This window comes from Pseudomonas versuta (genome assembly GCF_001294575.1).
Classification (GTDB): Bacteria; Pseudomonadota; Gammaproteobacteria; order Pseudomonadales; family Pseudomonadaceae; genus Aquipseudomonas; species Aquipseudomonas versuta.
Genome location: NZ_CP012676.1, coordinates 4,326,259 through 4,342,205, shown reverse-complemented (window position 1 = coordinate 4,342,205; position 15,947 = coordinate 4,326,259). Strand labels below are relative to the sequence as shown.

The following is a 15,947-nucleotide window of genomic DNA, read 5'->3' as shown; positions in this document are numbered from 1 at the left end:
ATTCGCATTAAGAGAGACCGCCCACCATGTTGGTACCCAAGCGCCTGCTGACTGCACTGGCCCTTACTGTTTTCGGAAGCAGCGTATTTGCTGCCGATGAAGTGGTGGTCTATTCCTCGCGCATCGACGAGTTGATCAAGCCGGTATTTGACGCCTATACCGCCAAGACCGGGGTCAAGATCAAGTTCATTACCGACAAGGAAGCGCCGCTGATGCAGCGCATCAAGGCAGAAGGCCAGAACGCTACTGCTGATCTGCTATTGACCGTGGATGCCGGCAACCTGTGGCAAGCCGAGCAAATGGGCATTCTGCAACCGCTCAAGTCTGACGTGATCGATAAAAATATCCCGCCTCAATACCGTTCCTCTTCCCACGAGTGGACTGGCCTGAGTTTGCGTGCGCGAACCATTGCCTACGCCTCTGACCGGGTCAAACCAGAAGAGTTGTCGACTTACGAAGCCCTGGCAGACAAAGAGTGGGAAGGCCGCCTGTGCCTGCGCACCGCCAAAAAGGTTTATAACCAGTCGCTTACCGCCACCATGATCGAGGTGAATGGTCCGCAAAAAACCGAAGAAATCCTCAAGGGCTGGGTGAATAACCTGTCTACCGATGTGTTCTCGGATGACATTGCAGTGCTGGAAGCAATTAACGCCGGGCAGTGCGACGTCGGCATCGTCAACACTTACTACTATGGCCGCCTGCACAAGCAGAAGCCGGATCTGGCGGTGAAACTGTTCTGGCCTAACCAGGCGGACCGTGGTGTTCACGTCAACCTGTCCGGTATTGGCCTGACCAAATACGCCCCGCATCCTGAAGCCGCCAAGGCGTTGGTGGAGTGGATGACCACGCCTGAAGCTCAGGCGATTTTTGCCGGGACCAACCAGGAATTCCCGGCCAACCCGAATGTTGCTCCTTCAGCCGAAGTGGCCAGCTGGGGTAACTTCAAGGCCGATGAACTGCCGGTTGAAGTAGCAGGCAAGCGTCAGGCAGAAGCGATTCGCATGATGGATCGTGCCGGCTGGAACTGATAAAAAGCTGAAGTTTTACCTGTGGGAGCGGCTTGTCCGCGATAGCATCACCGCGGTTTCTGCAGGAGACCGCGGCGCATGCATCGCCAGGCCCGCTCCCATATTTGTTTCCGGTACTTCCACTTCCGAGATTTCTTCGTGGCCCATCCCGCCCAACGTCGCTGGTATCCACTGGTTTTTGTCATTGCCGCTCTGGTGCTGCTGCCACTGAGCGTTTTGCTGCTGTCCTGGCAAAGCATAGATGTACAGATCTGGAGCCACCTGTGGGATACGCAGATGCCGCGCCTGCTGGGCAACACACTCACTCTGATTGTGGGGGTTGGCATCGGCGTGACGCTGCTTGGCGTGAGTCTGGCGTGGTTAACCAGCTTGTGCGAGTTCCCCGGCAGGCGCTGGCTGGACTGGGCGCTGATGCTGCCGTTCGCGATTCCGGCTTATGTGCTGGCATTTGTTTTTGTCGGCCTGCTGGATTTTGCCGGCCCGGTGCAAACCCTGCTGCGCGAATGGTTTGGTATGGGCCTGCGTCTGCCGAGGGTGCGCTCGACCGGCGGCGTAATTATTGTGCTGATTCTGGTGTTCTACCCCTACGTTTACCTGTTGGCGCGCACCGCATTCCTCGCTCAGGGCAAAGGTCTGATGGAAGCAGCCCGGGTGTTGGGTCAAAGCCCGTGGCAGGCGTTCTGGCGTGTGGCATTGCCCATGGCGCGCCCGGCAATCGGGGCGGGAGTGGCCCTGGCACTGATGGAAACCCTGGCCGATTTCGGTGCCGTATCGGTGTTCAACTTCGACACCTTCACCACGGCCATCTACAAAACCTGGTACGGCTTTTTCAGCCTGTCGACCGCTGCGCAACTGGCCAGTTTGCTGCTGCTGGTAGTGATGGTGGTGCTCTATGGCGAACGCCGTGCCCGGGGCGCCAGTCGCGCCAGTAACGAACGGCCCCGGGGCAAGGCCTTGTATCACTTGCGGGGCCCCAAGGCGTGGCTGGCCAGTGGTTGGTGCATGCTGGTGTTCGCCTGCGCGTTTGTGATCCCGATGCTGCAATTGGTGGTGTGGTTCTGGCAGCGCGGGCGCTTTGATCTTGATGAGCGCTATAGCGGCCTGATTTTGCACACCCTGTATCTGGGGGCCATGGCCGCGCTGATCACCGTAAGTGTGGCGCTGGTGCTGGCGTTTGCCCGGCGACAGGCGCCCACAACGGCTATCCGCGCCGGGGTGAGCCTGGCCAACCTCGGTTATGCATTGCCGGGATCGGTACTGGCGGTGTCGATCATGCTGGCTTTCAGCTATCTGGATCGTGAACTGGTGATCCCGGTATCAGGCTGGCTTGGAGGGGCTGGCAAGCCGCTATTGCTGGGCAGCCTGTCGGCTCTGCTGCTGGCGTATCTGGTGCGCTTTATCGCTGTGGCGTACGGCCCTCTGGAAAACAGCCTGGCGCGCATTCGTCCTTCTTTGCCAGAAGCCGCCCGCAGTTTGGGTGTGAGTGGCCCGCGACTGTTTATCAAGGTGTATCTCCCGTTATTGCTCCCGGGCACCCTGAGTGCAGCGCTGCTGGTATTTGTCGATGTGCTCAAAGAAATGCCGGCAACCTTGCTGATGCGCCCGTTTGGGTGGGACACGCTGGCGGTGCGGATTTTTGAGATGACCAGTGAAGGTGAGTGGGCGCGGGCATCGTTGCCTGCACTGACATTGGTGCTGGTCGGCTTATTGCCGGTCATCGGGTTGATTCGTCGCTCGGCCCATCGAATCGGCTAGGTGCCAGTCCCTCCCCATGCGGCTACAATGCGCGGCATTCGGTGCGGTCTGTCTGTCAGGCCAGGTTCTCTGTTAACGCATAAAGCCCTCTTTTAGAGGTCTTGGGCCAACAACAAGCCTGTCCGCACCTTCGCCAAGCCCGGAAGGAGAAACCCATGGGACAGCGTACGCCTCTGTATGACCTGCATCTCGCCCTTGGCGCGAAGATGGTCGATTTTGGCGGTTGGGATATGCCCTTGCATTACGGCTCGCAAGTTGAGGAGCACCATGAGGTGCGCCGTGACTGTGGGGTTTTTGATGTCTCGCATATGACCGTGATTGACGTCACCGGGGATCAGGCCAAGGAATGGCTACAGCATTTGTTGGCAAACGATGTCGAACGTCTGAACACACCCGGCCGTGCTTTATACAGCGCCATGCTCAATGAGAAGGGCGGCGTGGTCGATGACATGATTGTCTACCTGATGCCCGCGGGGTATCGGCTGATCGTCAATGCCGCGACCCGTGACCAGGACCTGGCCTGGATGGCGGCTCAGGCTCAGGGCTATGCCGTTGAGCTGCAGGAGCGCCCCGAGCTGGCGTTGCTGGCCATTCAGGGGCCTCAAGCCCGGCATAAAGTGGCCGAGCTGGTGAGTCAGGCCCGCAGCCAGCTGATTCACCAACTAAAACCCTTCGAAGGGCAGAGCTGTGGTGACTGGTTTATCGCGCGCACAGGCTATACCGGTGAAGATGGCCTGGAAATTCTGCTTCCGGCCGATCAGGCCCCGGCTTTCTTTAACGACCTGGTCGGTGCCGGTATCTCCCCTATTGGTTTGGGCGCTCGCGATACCTTGCGTCTTGAAGCTGGCATGAACCTCTATGGGCAGGATATTCATCTGTCTGTCTCGCCACTTTCAGCCAATATGGCCTGGACCATCGCGTGGGAGCCTGCTTCGCGCAAGTTCATCGGGCGCGAAGCGCTGGAGGCTGAAAAGGCCAACGGAGTGAAGCTAAAGCTTGTGGGTCTGGTGCTCGAAGAGCGCGGTGTATTGCGTGCTCATCAGGTGGTTCGTATCGCTGATGTTGGCGAAGGAGAGATAACCAGTGGTAGTTTCTCTCCCACGCTAAGCAAATCGATCGCTTTGGCACGAGTTCCGATGGCAACGGCTGACCGTGCCGAGGTCGAGATTCGTGGTAAGTGGTACCCGGTTCGAGTGGTTAAACCAACATTTGTTCGTCTTGGCAAAGCCTTGATCTAACGTTTACTGGCGGACTAACACGGTGTGTAAGCCGCTGAAATTTCTTCTTGAGGACACTGAATATGAGCGATATCCCTGCTGACCTGCGCTTTGCTGAAAGTCACGAGTGGGCCCGTCTGGAAGCTGATGGTACGGTTACCGTAGGTATCAGCGATCACGCTCAGGAAGCCTTGGGGGATGTGGTGTTTGTTGAGTTGGCCGAGGTCGGCAAAGTATTTGCCGCTGGCGATACTGCCGGGGTCGTTGAGTCGGTAAAAGCTGCTTCGGATATCTACTCGCCGGTGTCGGGCGAAGTCATTGCCATTAACGAAGCCTTGGCGGACAGCCCTGAGTCGCTGAACGAGGCACCTTACGCCAGCTGGATCTTCAAGCTCAAGCCAAGCAACACTGCGGAACTGGAAAAACTGCTGGATGCTGCCGGTTACAAAGCCGCAATCGGCGAGTAACCCCAGCCTGTTCCTGTAGGAGCGAGCTTGCTCGCGATCTTTTAGAAGATCAAAAGATCGCGAGGCAAGCCTTGCTCCTGCAGTTGTTCTAAATACTTAAGCGTCTTTCAACACCGCTTTAACCGCCGCCACAGAGCGTTCCACATCTGCCTTGGTCATGGCGGTAAACATCGGCAGTGACACGATCAGCCGGCCCACGCGCTCGGCAATCGGCAACATCCCTTCCTTGAAGCCTTGTGCACGATACAAGCTCAGCAAATGGATCGGCGGGTAGTGATAGCCGACGCCGACGCCCAGTGCCTGCATCTCTTTCATAAAGGTCGCACGTGCAGGCTGACCATCTTTACGCTCCGCCAGCACCAGTTGGAACAAGTGCCAGTTGGTATTGTTGAAGTCAGCGATCGGCAGTTGTGCGCCGTACTCGGCCTCAAAGTCCGGACCAAAACATTCGAAATAATGTTTGGCCAGTTCCCGGCGGTGGGCGGTAATGGCTTCGATATGGGCAAACTGACCCAGACCAATCGCCGCTGCAATATCGGTCATGTTGAACTTGCCACCGAGCACGTCGACATCCAGACCGTCGAAACCGGTACGGGTGACGCCTTGCAGGCGATATTTCTCAGCCAGACGCGCCTCTTCTTCGTTGTTCAGTACCAGACAGCCGCCCTCGGACGAGGTGATGTTTTTGTTGGCCTGAAAACTGAAAGAAACAAAATCGCCGCGTGCGCCAATGCGTTGCCCGTTCCAGCTGGAACCCAGAGCCTGGGCGGCATCTTCGACAACCCGCAGGTTGTATTTTTTGGCCAGCGCGTACAGCGCGTCCATGTCCACCGGCAAGCCCGACAGATACACAGGAATGATTGCTTTGGTACGCGGGGTTATAGCGGCTTCGACCTTGGCCAGATCGATATTGCGTGTAATCGGGTCGATATCGGCAAATACCGGGGTGGCGCCCACTTCGATAATCACGTTGGCCGTGGCGACCCATGAAATGGAGGTGGTGATGACTTCATCACCGGCACCGATACCCGCGATGCGCAGGGCGATTTCCATGGTGCAGGTGCCGGAGTTGAACGTGCGCACCGGGCGCCCGCCAAAATACTCGGACAGTTGCGCTTCAAACGCCTGAACCTTGGGCCCGCTGGTGATCCAGCCTGAGCGCAACACGTCGCCTACCGCAGCGATGGTGGCTTCATCAATGGTGGGTTTGGAAAACGGCAGGAAAGGCAGTGAGCTCATGGAAGCAATACGTCCGATGTGAGTTTGAGTGGGCAAAGCATACCCATAGCATGGCCCACATCGGGTGAAATTTCTGTATAGAGGCTGAATCAAGCGTGGCAACGGGCATGGAGCTAGAGCTTGCTCGCGACTGGATAACCCGGTTGGACTTGAAGCCCCGTGTTCCCCGAATCGCGAGCAAAGGGAAGCTTTACTCTACCGATGCGTTTTTCGCCAGGATTGCGTTGGCCAGGTCCATGTCACTGACTTTCAGCTGGGGGTTATCGGCGCGCACTTGTTGCATGGCGGATTCCAGATAAGGGCCCCGGATCGAACCGTTGCTGGCAACAAAGCTCCCCGCATCATCCTGAGCGGCGATGACTTTTCGGTCTTTTTTGAAGGTCAGGTAGGTGGAACCTGTGGTTGCACCAGAAGACAACACATTGCGCCAAAAGCTGTCGGCCATTGCAGAACCAACAGGAAGGGACAGCAAGGCGATCGCGGCTACAGCATATTTGAGACGCATGACAGTGACTCCGAATAGGTTAATACCAACTTTGATTCTAGTTCCTGCCCGGGAGTTCCGTAACTTCATGCGCAACTTCTACGCTTAGCACGGTCCCGTTCTGGCCTGTCACGCGAACCGGTGTGCCCACGTCAGCATCGGGCCCTGTAACCATCCATACCCCATCCCCGACCTTGATCTTGCCCCGGCCCCCGACAATCGCTTGTTGAACGACAAACGTACGGCCGATCAGCTCGTGTCCCCGGCGGTTAAGGTCTGGTTGATCGCTACTGTTAACCGTGCCGCGCTGGCGCTGCCACCAGTACACCGCAGTGAGAACCGCGAGCACGCCAAACAGCGGGAACTGCAGGGTCCAGGACAGGCCCGGTATCAGGAAGGTCGCGGCCCCGACGATGATCGCTGCACTTGCAACCCAAAGCAGATAACCGCCGGCCCCGAAAACTTCCAGGATCAGCAGCACTGTGCCAAGTGCCAGCCAGTCCCAATAGCTCAGGTTTTGCAGGAACTCCCACATGTCTCAGACCTTTTTGTTATCAAAGGTGGCTTTGACTATTTCACCGATGCCGCCCACTGCGCCAATGACCTGGCTGGCCTCCAGCGGCATGAGGATGACCTTGCTGTTATTGGCAGAGGCCAGTTTCCCGAGTGCATCAATGTATTTTTGCGCGACGAAGTAGTTGATCGCCTGCACATTGCCATTGGCAATGGCTTCGGACACTACCTGTGTCGCCCGGGCTTCAGCTTCGGCCTGGCGCTCACGGGCTTCGGATTCGAGAAATGCAGCCTGGCGGCCGCCTTCAGCTTCGAGGATCTGGGCCTGCTTTTTACCTTCGGCGGTTAAAATTGCCGAGGCCCGCAGCCCTTCAGCCTCAAGGATTTGCGCACGCTTGATACGCTCGGCTTTCATCTGGCCGGACATGGCGGCCATCAGGTCTGCTGGCGGGCTGATGTCCTTGATCTCGATCCGGGTGATCTTGATACCCCAGGGGGCTGTGGCCTCATCAACCGTGCGCAGCAGCTTTTCATTGATGCCGTCACGCTGGCTGAGCATGGCATCCAGTTCCATGGAGCCAAGCACTGTGCGGATATTGGTTTGCAGCAGGTTACGAATGGCGTGCTCAAGGTTATTGACCTCATAGGCAGCCTGGGCCGTATTGACCACCTGGAAAAAACATACGGCATCGATCTGTACGGTGGCGTTGTCGGCGGTAATCACTTCCTGGGGCGGGATATCCAGCACGCTTTCCATCACGTTGATCTTGCGGCCGATGCGATCCATTACCGGAATGATGATATTCAGGCCCGGTTTAAGGGTGTTGGTATAGCGTCCGAAGCGTTCTACCGTCCACTGATAGCCTTGCGGCACGACCTTGAACCCCATGAAAAGCACGGCGATCGCCAAGGCTACAAATAACAGAACCACTGTACCCGCTTGCATAGCCATTCCTTGTTCAAGGTGTAAGGGGAAAATATTGATCTGGTTGTATGCACTTAACGTCAAAGGCTAGCGAGCAAGCTCACTCCTGTATGCAAACTGCGCGACTGTTTAGATTTTAGTCAAAACAATTCAATACGCAGGAGTAACGCGCAATGCCTCCTCCAGAGTGGTCATGCCTGCAGCGACTTTATTGGCAGCTGCCAGTCTCAAGGGCAGCATGCCTTCGGCGCATGCTGCGCGACGTACGGCGTTCAAGTCGGTCCGGGGGCTGATCAGGGCTCTGAGCGCGTCATTCATCTGCATGATTTCATAGACGCCAGCTCGACCCAGGTAACCCGTATCCCTGCATACAACACAGCCGGTCGCCCTGCAGGCATGGCCGGGGGTTGGCCCTGACCATTTTGGAGCGAAACCCTGCCAGTCGTCCGGCATCAGCGGCGTCTGGCTTTTACATTCGGGGCACAAGGTTTTCACCAGTCGTTGCGCCATGACGCCCAGCAGCGTGGCCTTGATCAAATAGGGCGCTACGCCCAGCTCTTGCAGGCGGCTGATGGCACTGGGGGCATCGTTGGTGTGCAGGGTCGACAACACCAGATGTCCGGTCAAGGCAGCCTGTATCGCGACTTCGGCAGTTTCCAGATCGCGTATTTCTCCGAGCATGATGATGTCCGGATCCTGGCGCATCAGGGCGCGTACGCCACTGGCGAACGTCAGGTCGATGCCCGGTTGCACCTGCATTTGATTAAACGCAGGTTCAATCATTTCGATGGGGTCTTCCAGGGTACAGAGGTTGATCTGTGCAGTGGCCAGTTGCTTTAGCGTCGCATAGAGGGTGCTGGTTTTCCCCGAGCCGGTAGGGCCGGTGATCAAAATAATGCCGTGGGGCTGGCGAGTCATGTGCTGCCAGCGTTGCAGGTCTTGCGGGGTGAAACCCAGCTGGTCGAAGCTCTTGAGCAGCACCTGCGGATCGAAGATACGCATTACCATTTTTTCGCCAAAGGCAGTGGGCAAGGTGGCGAGCCTCAGTTCCACCTCTGCTCCGGCCGGGGTTCTGATTTTGACCCGGCCATCCTGAGGTTTGCGTTTTTCTGCGACGTTCATCCGGCCCAGGCTTTTGAGGCGGCTAACAACGGCCACTGTCACCTGCACCGGGAACTGATAAACGTTATGCAGCACGCCATCTATGCGAAAGCGCACACCGCCCTGTTCGCGACGCGGCTCAATGTGGATATCGCTGGCACGCTGCTCAAAGGCGTACTGAAACAGCCAGTCGACGATATTCACAATATGCGCGTCATTGGCATCGGGTGCCTGATTGCTACCGAGGGTGAGTAACTGTTCGAGGTTGGCCTGACTGCTGGCTTTTTGATCATTGAGCGTGGCGCCATTGACCGATTTGGCCAGCTGAAAAAACTCTGCATTCAGGCGCTGTATATCCAGAGGATTGGCAATTACCCGCTTGATGGGCCTTTTGAGCACTTGTTTGAGGTCCGTTTCCCAACTGGTGACCCACGGTTGCGTACTGGCAATGGTGATGGACTGCTGATCGGCTGCCACCGCAAAGATTTCATGGCGTTGGGCAAATGCCAAAGACATAAGTCCGGTAATTGTTGCAACGTCAATTTTAAGCGGATCTATGCGCATATAAGGCTGCTGGCATTGATCTGCCAGCCAGGCGGTGAGGGTCTCAAGGTCGAGGGTCTTGCCGTGGCGACTGGGGTCGACGAGTTGCTGCCTGGCCAGAAACACCAGGGGATGCACCGGTACGTGATGCGGCTGGCGACCTGCGCTCAATGCCTGTTCGGCACCATCTTGCTCCAGGTGCCCTTGGGCGAGGAGTGCGGTTACCAGCTCTTTGAGATCCAGCCAGTGGTCACGTGAAGGGGCGAAGTGCATAAAACCTCCTTGGACTTCTAAGCATCGCCCCGGACATATCCTTGTCCGGGGCGTGAAGTCCAAAGCCTAGTTGTCACCCCTTTGCCCTGACCTGAACAATGGTTGCAGGCTATTACCCGGCAACGCGCTGGTGGTTTATGGCGCCACCCTTGAAATCAGCGTCCCGGGATTTGGCCGGTAGCAATTGCACCTCGAAGACACTGACCAGGTTGCGCAGTTTTTCGCCAATCACCTGAGCCCGGTGCCAGCTTTGCTCATCACTCACAATTTCAATGCTGAGGCTGTCGTTGTCGCGTACCACGTTGACGTGTCGGGGAATCAGTTGCTGCAAGGCAAACAGATTCAGTACGCGGCACAGCACATCGGCCTCGGCCTCAGCCTGGATACCAAAATACACCGGGCATGGGGCGGCGTTGCTGGCCCAGACGTCGGGGCGGGCTGAGTGGGTGACGGCTTGCAGAGGCGGCATGCAAAAACTCCTGATTTGGCTAGGGAAATATTTACACGCCACGGCAGGAATTTTTTATCTAAGATGCAGCGATTAAACGAAATTAAGACTTATCCAAGTCTTAGAAATGCCATATGGAGGTTGTTCTATGCGAAGTGAGCTGGATGCTTATGACCGGCGCATTCTGGCGCTGCTGCAAGAGGACGCCTCGCTGTCCAGTGCGCAAATCGCGGAGCAGGTCGGGTTGTCGCAATCGCCATGCTGGAGGCGTATTCAGCGGATGAAAGACGAAGGAATTATCCGCGGCCAGGTGACCCTGCTCGATCGCAAGAAAATCGGTCTCAACACGCAGATTTTTGCCGAGATCAAACTCAACGCCCACGGTCGTTCCAACTTCACCGAGTTTACCGATGCCATTCGCGGCTTTCCTGAGGTCCTGGAGTGCTACGTACTAATGGGCGCGGTGGATTTTCTACTGCGCATTGTTACCGCTGACATTGAGGCGTATGAGCGGTTTTTCTTCGAAAAACTGTCGATGGTGCCGGGTATTCAAGAGGTGAATTCGATTGTCGCCCTGTCCGAAATCAAATCCACTACGTGCTTGCCGGTATAAAAAAACGGCCTTCTCAAGGAAGGCCGTTGTCAGGTTTGTGCCCCTACATCAGTGAACAAACAGCGCAATCAGGATGATGATCGGGATTGGGATGCCGAGAAAAAACAGCAGAAGTGAGCGCATTTCATTCTCCAGTAGACAGAAGGTCCAGGGTTAAACAAGCGGAGTGGTGGTCGTGGTCAGATACGTCACTGCATCGCGGCGACGGCCACCGAATGTGGCGCACAGGCTGGCGAAGAACGCACCGAGCAGCAGGGCGATAAACATCCACAGGGTGGTCCAGGCGGCCACTTTGGCAGCGGTGTCAGCGGCCTCTTTGGCTTTTACCTTGGCGTCGGCAACGGCTTGATGGGCCTTGGCATAGACCTGGTCTACCCGTTGTTCGGCTTCAGGCTGGCTGAGGTTGGTACGCTGGGCGACAATTTGCGCCAGATAGGTACGATCCTCGGCGCTCAGTTGGCCGTCATTGCCCAGGCTGCGGACAAAGATGCGAGTCACGACACCATGGGCAGCGTCTTCGCTGACAGCCGTACCACGGTCATCACGAAACAGCGTGTCGATAAAGTAGTCAGAGCTGTTGCCCGAACCCTGGCTGGCGTGACTGCCTGCAGCGCTACCGGCCGCACTGCTCATGGCCGTGGCAGCGCCCGAGGCAACGCTGGCGCCGGCCTGAACGCCGCTACCGATTATGCTGCTGACCGAACCCGCGATTAGCGTGGCCGTAACCAGCGTGGCAACTGCCCAGGCTAAAAAGCCGTGGGCGGTATCACGAAAGTAAACCTCATCGCCATGCATGTTGGCCCATTTGACCCGCAGACGCCCGGCCAGATAGCCGCCCATGCCTGAGGCGATGATTTGTGTCACGGCCAGCCAGATGATGGCTGTGATACCCAGCCCCTTGGCGCCCACGCCCTCATTGGCCCACGGCGAAACGGCCGAAAAGCCCAGACCGGCGCCCAGCATGATGAGTAGCAAGGAGAGTGCAGCTGCGGCAGCCGCGCCGGCAAAGATGGCGGCCCAGGAAACACCTGAGTGGCCAGACGAGTCTTGCAGGGCAGCGGGATAGTGCTCAGTTGTCCCGATCATTGTTGTTGTGCTCCTGAATGGTAGGAAGTGCAGCGTTCATTCAAGAGATTGCAGGGGGTATGCCAATTAACTATTTGGCACTAGTTTCATATTTTTCAATGAGTTAGAAGTTTTAGCGAAATGGGCGGTCATGCAGGTTGCATGATTGAAGTTAAAACAGACGGGCGAAATGCATTGAAACAACCTGGCGGACGGGTACAGGCCCCAAACGAAAAACGGGAGCCTTTGGGCTCCCGTTCTCAAGCGATCAATCAATGGTGACGATGCTTGTTTTTCTTGCGATGGCCATAAGCATGGCCGCGACCACGGTTGTCGTCATGGTAGTAACGGCGATTGTCGCGGTTGCTGTAACGGCGATCATCGGCATCGCTCTTATTGCCCATGTAGTTACCCAGCGCGCCACCCGCGCCGCCGCCAGCCGCTGCGCCGACCAGGCCGCCAGTGCTGCCGCCGACACTGCGGCCCAGTACGTTGCCGCCAGCTGCGCCGAGCGCGCCGCCAATGGCCGCTTCGCCCCGGCTGCGTTTGTCGGCACCTACGGCACTACCCGCTGCGCCGCCGACGCCAGCACCAATCGCTGATCCGGTCGAGCCGCCGAGTTGTTGACCGACTACGGCACCAAGTACCCCGCCTAATGCGCCGCCTACACCGGCTTCGGTGGTGCCACCGGCCGAGGCAACGCCACTGACCAGGCCAAGGGACAACAAGAGAATCGAGGTGAGCTTCATAATTGAGCCTCAAAGGGATGACGACGCGATCCTGAGGCTGCAGGGGAGTGGTTACAATCGAATTCCGACCAGTAACACGAGTTGTACACAATTCGGTAACTTGTTGTTTTGTATCGGGAACTTAATGCCGGTTCGAGGGTCTTTTAATAAGTTCGCATAGGCCGTTTTCACAGGAAAACGGCCTTTTTTGTGTCTGAAATTCCTGAACCTCTTTGTGGGAGAGATTCCGCGATCCTGTCGGAGCAAGGCCTGCGCAACTGCGAACAAGCCCGCTCTACAGACTTGAGGAGGGTTAACCCGCCTTGGCCATAATCAGTTTCGACGGGCTTGCCATCTCAAGGCATATAGCCACGAACTTGGAAGTTGGCGTATGGCTGCCATCCCCCGTGCTTTCAAGCGGCACCAGCGGATTGACTTCAGGGTAATAGGCGGCAGCCTGGCCTGCAGGGATATCGAATGCAAGCAGGGTGAAGTTCTTGACCCGGCGCTCACGGTTGTCGTTCCAGATCGACACGATGTCGACTTTCTGCCCCGGCTTGAAGCCCAGGCGGATGATGTCGGCTTCGTTGACGAACAGCACGTCACGCTGGCCCTTAACCCCGCGATAACGGTCATCCAGACCATAAATGGTGGTGTTGTACTGATCGTGGGAGCGCATTGATTGCAGGATCAGGTCAGGCAGCTTTCCGGTCGCACGGGTGCGGGCATCCACCAGATCCTGAGGCAGCACGTTGGGCCGGAAGTTAGCGCGCCGGGTTGGGGTATTCCACTGCCGCTCCCCGGCCGAGTTGCCAAGGTAGAAGCCGCCCGGGTGCTGGATCCGGGTGTTGAAGTCTTTGAAGCCGGGGATGGTGTCGGCAATCAAGTCGCGAATGCGTCTGTAGTCGGCAACCACCCACGTCCAGTCAATGGGGTGAGTTCCCAGGGTGGCAGCTGCAATACCGGCGATGATCGAGGGTTCCGAGCGCATCAGGTTCGACAATGGCTGCAACTGGCCATTGGAGTCGTGAACCATGCTGAACGAGTCTTCGACAGTGACGGCCTGCGGGCCTTCAGCCTGGATGTCGATATCGGTACGGCCCAGGCACGGCAAGATCAGCGCTTCTTTGCCGTGCATCAGATGGCTGCGGTTGAGCTTGGTGCTGATTTGCACCGTCAGGTCGCAATTGCGCAGCGCCTCGGCGGTGCGCGGGCTGTCCGGGGTGGCCTGGGCAAAGTTGCCGCCCAAGCCGATAAACACCTTGGCGCGACCTTCGAGCATGGCGTGAATGGCTTCGACCACGTTATGGCCATTCTCACGCGGTACCTTGAAGTTGAAGCGCCGTTCCAGCGAATCAAGGAAAGCCACCGGCGGGCGCTCGTTGATGCCCATCGTGCGGTCGCCCTGCACGTTACTGTGGCCACGTACCGGGCACAGGCCGGCACCCGGGCGACCGATATTGCCGCGCAGCAGCATCAGGTTGGCGATTTCCTGAATGGTCTGCACCGAATGGCGATGCTGGGTAATGCCCATCGCCCAGCACATGATGACGTTTTTCCCTTTGAGGTACATGCGCGCAGCGCGCTCGACTTCGACCAGGGTCAGGCCCGATTGCTCAACGATGTGGTCCCACGAGGTGGCATCCAGGCTGGCGATGTAATCAAGCACGCCATCGGTGTGTTCATTCAAAAAAGCGTGATCAAACACAGCAGGTGCACCCGCTGCCTGGGCATCGCGCTCCCATTGCAGCAGGAACTTGGCCATACCGCGCAGCAATGCCATATCGCCGCCCAATGCGGGGCGCAGGTAGGCAGTGTTGGTCGGGCGGTCGCCGTTGGTGAGCATTTCCAGTGGGTGCTGCGGATGTTGAAAACGCTCCAGACCGCGCTCCTTGAGCGGGTTCACACACACCACCTGGGCACCGCGTTTAACCGCTTCACGCAATGGCTCAAGCATTCGCGGATGGTTGGTGCCGGGGTTCTGGCCGAGCACGAATATCGCGTCGGCGTGTTCGAAGTCGTCAAACGTCACTGTGCCTTTGCCGACACCAATACTTTGCGCCAGGGCCACGCCGCTGGCTTCGTGGCACATGTTTGAGCAGTCGGGGAAGTTATTGGTGCCGAATGAGCGCACGAACAGTTGATACAAATACGCCGCTTCATTGCTGGCCCGGCCCGAGGTGTAAAACTCGGCTTCGTTGGGGCTGGAGAGGTTCAACAAATGCTTGGCGATCAACGCGAACGCGGCGTCCCAGCTGATGGGTGTGTAGTGGTCGGTTTCAGCGTTGTAAGTCATTGGCTCGGTCAGGCGACCCTGATATTCCAGCCAGTAATCACTCTGCTCCAGCAGGGCACTGACGCTGTGCTTGGCGAAGAACGGGGCATCCACCCGGCGTTTGGTGGCTTCCCAGTTCACCGCTTTGGCACCGTTCTCACAGAACTTGACCAGGCCGCTTTCCGGCGAGTCGCCCCATGCGCAACCCGGGCAGTCAAAGCCGCCATTCTGGTTGGTCTTGAGCATCATGCGCAGGTTTTTCAGCGCGTTGTCGCTGGTCAACCAGGCCTGCGCCACACTGATCAGCGCGCCCCAGCCCCCTGCCGGGCCTTTGTAGGGCTTGTAGCGTGGGGTAGGGGTTTTATCGGCTTGATGATGAGTGCTCACGCTTGACTCTCCTGCGCCGGGCTGTACACCCGTGGTGCGCTCTTTTGTGGCAGATGAATGAGGTTGAGGTTATGGCGACGGGCCCATTGCAGCGCCAGGCCGGTAGGCGAGGACAGGCTGATCAGGGTCTGGATTCCGGCGCGTAACACTTTTTGAATCAGTTCAAGGCTGCAACGGCTGGTAACGATTGCCGCCCCGCCGGTGAGATCGATGTGCTGGCGTACCAGTGCACCGATCAGTTTATCGAGGGCATTATGTCGGCCAATGTCTTCGCGGCCCATCAGCAACTCACCCTGGCCGTTCATATAAACAGCTGCGTGGACCGCCCCGCAGTGCTGGCCCAGCGGCTGGAAATCACTGATGCGCTGGCGCAAACCTTCAAGCCAGCGGGCGGGCGGTAACGGGGCGCCGGGCAGTACCTTTAGATCTGGTAGGGCCTGTTCCACCGCTTCCACGCCACATAACCCGCAGCCGCTGGTGCCCGCCAGTTGTCGGCGTTGTTGCTTGAGATTCCAGAATGCCCGGCTGGCGATTTCGACCTGCGCGTACTGGGCAGAACCTGCCCCCGTAAGCTTGAGGTCATAGATTTCGTCGGGGTCCTGAATGATGCCGCTGCCCAGGCTGAAGCCGACGATAAAGTCTTCGAGATCGGTGGGGGTGACCAGCATTACGGCCTGGCTGATGCCGTTGTAGGCAATCGCCAGAGCGACTTCTTCGGCCAGCGCGGTTTCACCGCCGCTGCTGCGGTCCAGTGTGACGTAGTGATAGTTCTGGCTGGCAGCGGGCGCGGGCATGACAGAGGCAGGTGCCGCGCACTGGGGGCGCTTGGCGTTCATAGGGCTAGTACCGACATTTGGGTCAGCACTAGCCTAGGCGCGACACAGTG

The 15,947-nt window shown here is 57.7% G+C and carries 15 protein-coding genes; 5 read left to right on the top strand and 10 right to left on the bottom strand.

Annotated elements, in window-relative coordinates:
- The first annotated feature begins 26 nt into the window (after positions 1–26).
- The 4 genes from AOC04_RS19400 (at position 27) to gcvH (ending at position 4,467) form a co-directional block, all read left to right on the top strand.
- Positions 27–1,028 carry an extracellular solute-binding protein gene (locus AOC04_RS19400; RefSeq protein ID WP_060696215.1) on the top strand — a complete coding sequence of 334 codons (1,002 nt, stop codon included), beginning with the start codon at positions 27–29 and terminating at the stop codon, positions 1,026–1,028.
- Positions 1,029–1,166: 138 nt separating this feature from the next.
- Positions 1,167–2,783: an ABC transporter permease gene (locus AOC04_RS19395; protein ID WP_060696997.1), complete on the top strand. Its 1,617-nt coding sequence runs from the start codon at positions 1,167–1,169 to the stop codon at positions 2,781–2,783.
- A gap of 155 nt (positions 2,784–2,938) precedes the next feature.
- On the top strand, positions 2,939–4,021 hold the full coding sequence (gene gcvT, locus AOC04_RS19390; RefSeq protein WP_060696214.1) for a glycine cleavage system aminomethyltransferase GcvT: 1,083 nt from the start codon (positions 2,939–2,941) through the stop codon (positions 4,019–4,021).
- 62 nt (positions 4,022–4,083) lie between these two features.
- A complete protein-coding gene (gcvH, locus tag AOC04_RS19385) occupies positions 4,084–4,467 on the top strand; it encodes a glycine cleavage system protein GcvH (protein WP_060696213.1) in 384 nt (127 codons plus the stop codon).
- A gap of 96 nt (positions 4,468–4,563) precedes the next feature.
- Here gcvH and AOC04_RS19380 read toward each other — a convergent pair whose 3' ends face one another.
- The 6 genes from AOC04_RS19380 to AOC04_RS19355 form a co-directional block, all read right to left on the bottom strand.
- Positions 4,564–5,706 carry a DegT/DnrJ/EryC1/StrS family aminotransferase gene (locus AOC04_RS19380; RefSeq protein WP_060696212.1) on the bottom strand — a complete coding sequence of 381 codons (1,143 nt, stop codon included), beginning with the start codon at positions 5,704–5,706 and terminating at the stop codon, positions 4,564–4,566.
- Positions 5,707–5,896: 190 nt separating this feature from the next.
- Positions 5,897–6,211, bottom strand: a complete 315-nt coding sequence (locus AOC04_RS19375; protein WP_060696211.1) for a DUF2388 domain-containing protein — start codon at positions 6,209–6,211, stop codon at positions 5,897–5,899.
- A gap of 37 nt (positions 6,212–6,248) precedes the next feature.
- Complete coding sequence (locus AOC04_RS19370; protein WP_060696210.1) at positions 6,249–6,725, bottom strand: NfeD family protein; 477 nt, start codon at positions 6,723–6,725, stop codon at positions 6,249–6,251.
- A 3-nt stretch (positions 6,726–6,728) separates the two neighbouring features.
- Positions 6,729–7,649 carry an SPFH domain-containing protein gene (locus tag AOC04_RS19365; RefSeq protein ID WP_060696209.1) on the bottom strand — a complete coding sequence of 307 codons (921 nt, stop codon included), beginning with the start codon at positions 7,647–7,649 and terminating at the stop codon, positions 6,729–6,731.
- Positions 7,650–7,778: 129 nt separating this feature from the next.
- Positions 7,779–9,545 carry a type IV pilus assembly ATPase TfpB gene (gene tfpB, locus AOC04_RS19360; protein ID WP_060696208.1) on the bottom strand — a complete coding sequence of 589 codons (1,767 nt, stop codon included), beginning with the start codon at positions 9,543–9,545 and terminating at the stop codon, positions 7,779–7,781.
- Between the two features lie 112 nt (positions 9,546–9,657).
- A complete protein-coding gene (locus AOC04_RS19355; RefSeq protein WP_060696207.1) occupies positions 9,658–10,014 on the bottom strand; it encodes a hypothetical protein in 357 nt (118 codons plus the stop codon).
- Between the two features lie 127 nt (positions 10,015–10,141).
- Between AOC04_RS19355 and AOC04_RS19350 the strand changes: the two genes are divergently transcribed.
- On the top strand, positions 10,142–10,606 hold the full coding sequence (locus tag AOC04_RS19350) for an Lrp/AsnC family transcriptional regulator (RefSeq protein ID WP_060696206.1): 465 nt from the start codon (positions 10,142–10,144) through the stop codon (positions 10,604–10,606).
- A gap of 153 nt (positions 10,607–10,759) precedes the next feature.
- Here AOC04_RS19350 and AOC04_RS19345 read toward each other — a convergent pair whose 3' ends face one another.
- The 4 genes from AOC04_RS19345 to fdhD form a co-directional block, all read right to left on the bottom strand.
- Complete coding sequence (locus tag AOC04_RS19345) at positions 10,760–11,692, bottom strand: hypothetical protein (protein WP_060696205.1); 933 nt, start codon at positions 11,690–11,692, stop codon at positions 10,760–10,762.
- Between the two features lie 251 nt (positions 11,693–11,943).
- A complete protein-coding gene (locus tag AOC04_RS19340) occupies positions 11,944–12,420 on the bottom strand; it encodes a glycine zipper domain-containing protein (protein WP_060696203.1) in 477 nt (158 codons plus the stop codon).
- Between the two features lie 292 nt (positions 12,421–12,712).
- Positions 12,713–15,061: an FdhF/YdeP family oxidoreductase gene (locus tag AOC04_RS19335; RefSeq protein WP_060696201.1), complete on the bottom strand. Its 2,349-nt coding sequence runs from the start codon at positions 15,059–15,061 to the stop codon at positions 12,713–12,715.
- Positions 15,058–15,897, bottom strand: coding sequence for a formate dehydrogenase accessory sulfurtransferase FdhD (fdhD, locus tag AOC04_RS19330; protein ID WP_060696199.1), 840 nt, complete (start codon positions 15,895–15,897; stop codon positions 15,058–15,060). The genes AOC04_RS19335 and fdhD overlap by 4 nt, the downstream gene beginning before the upstream one ends.
- Positions 15,898–15,947 lie beyond the last annotated feature (50 nt).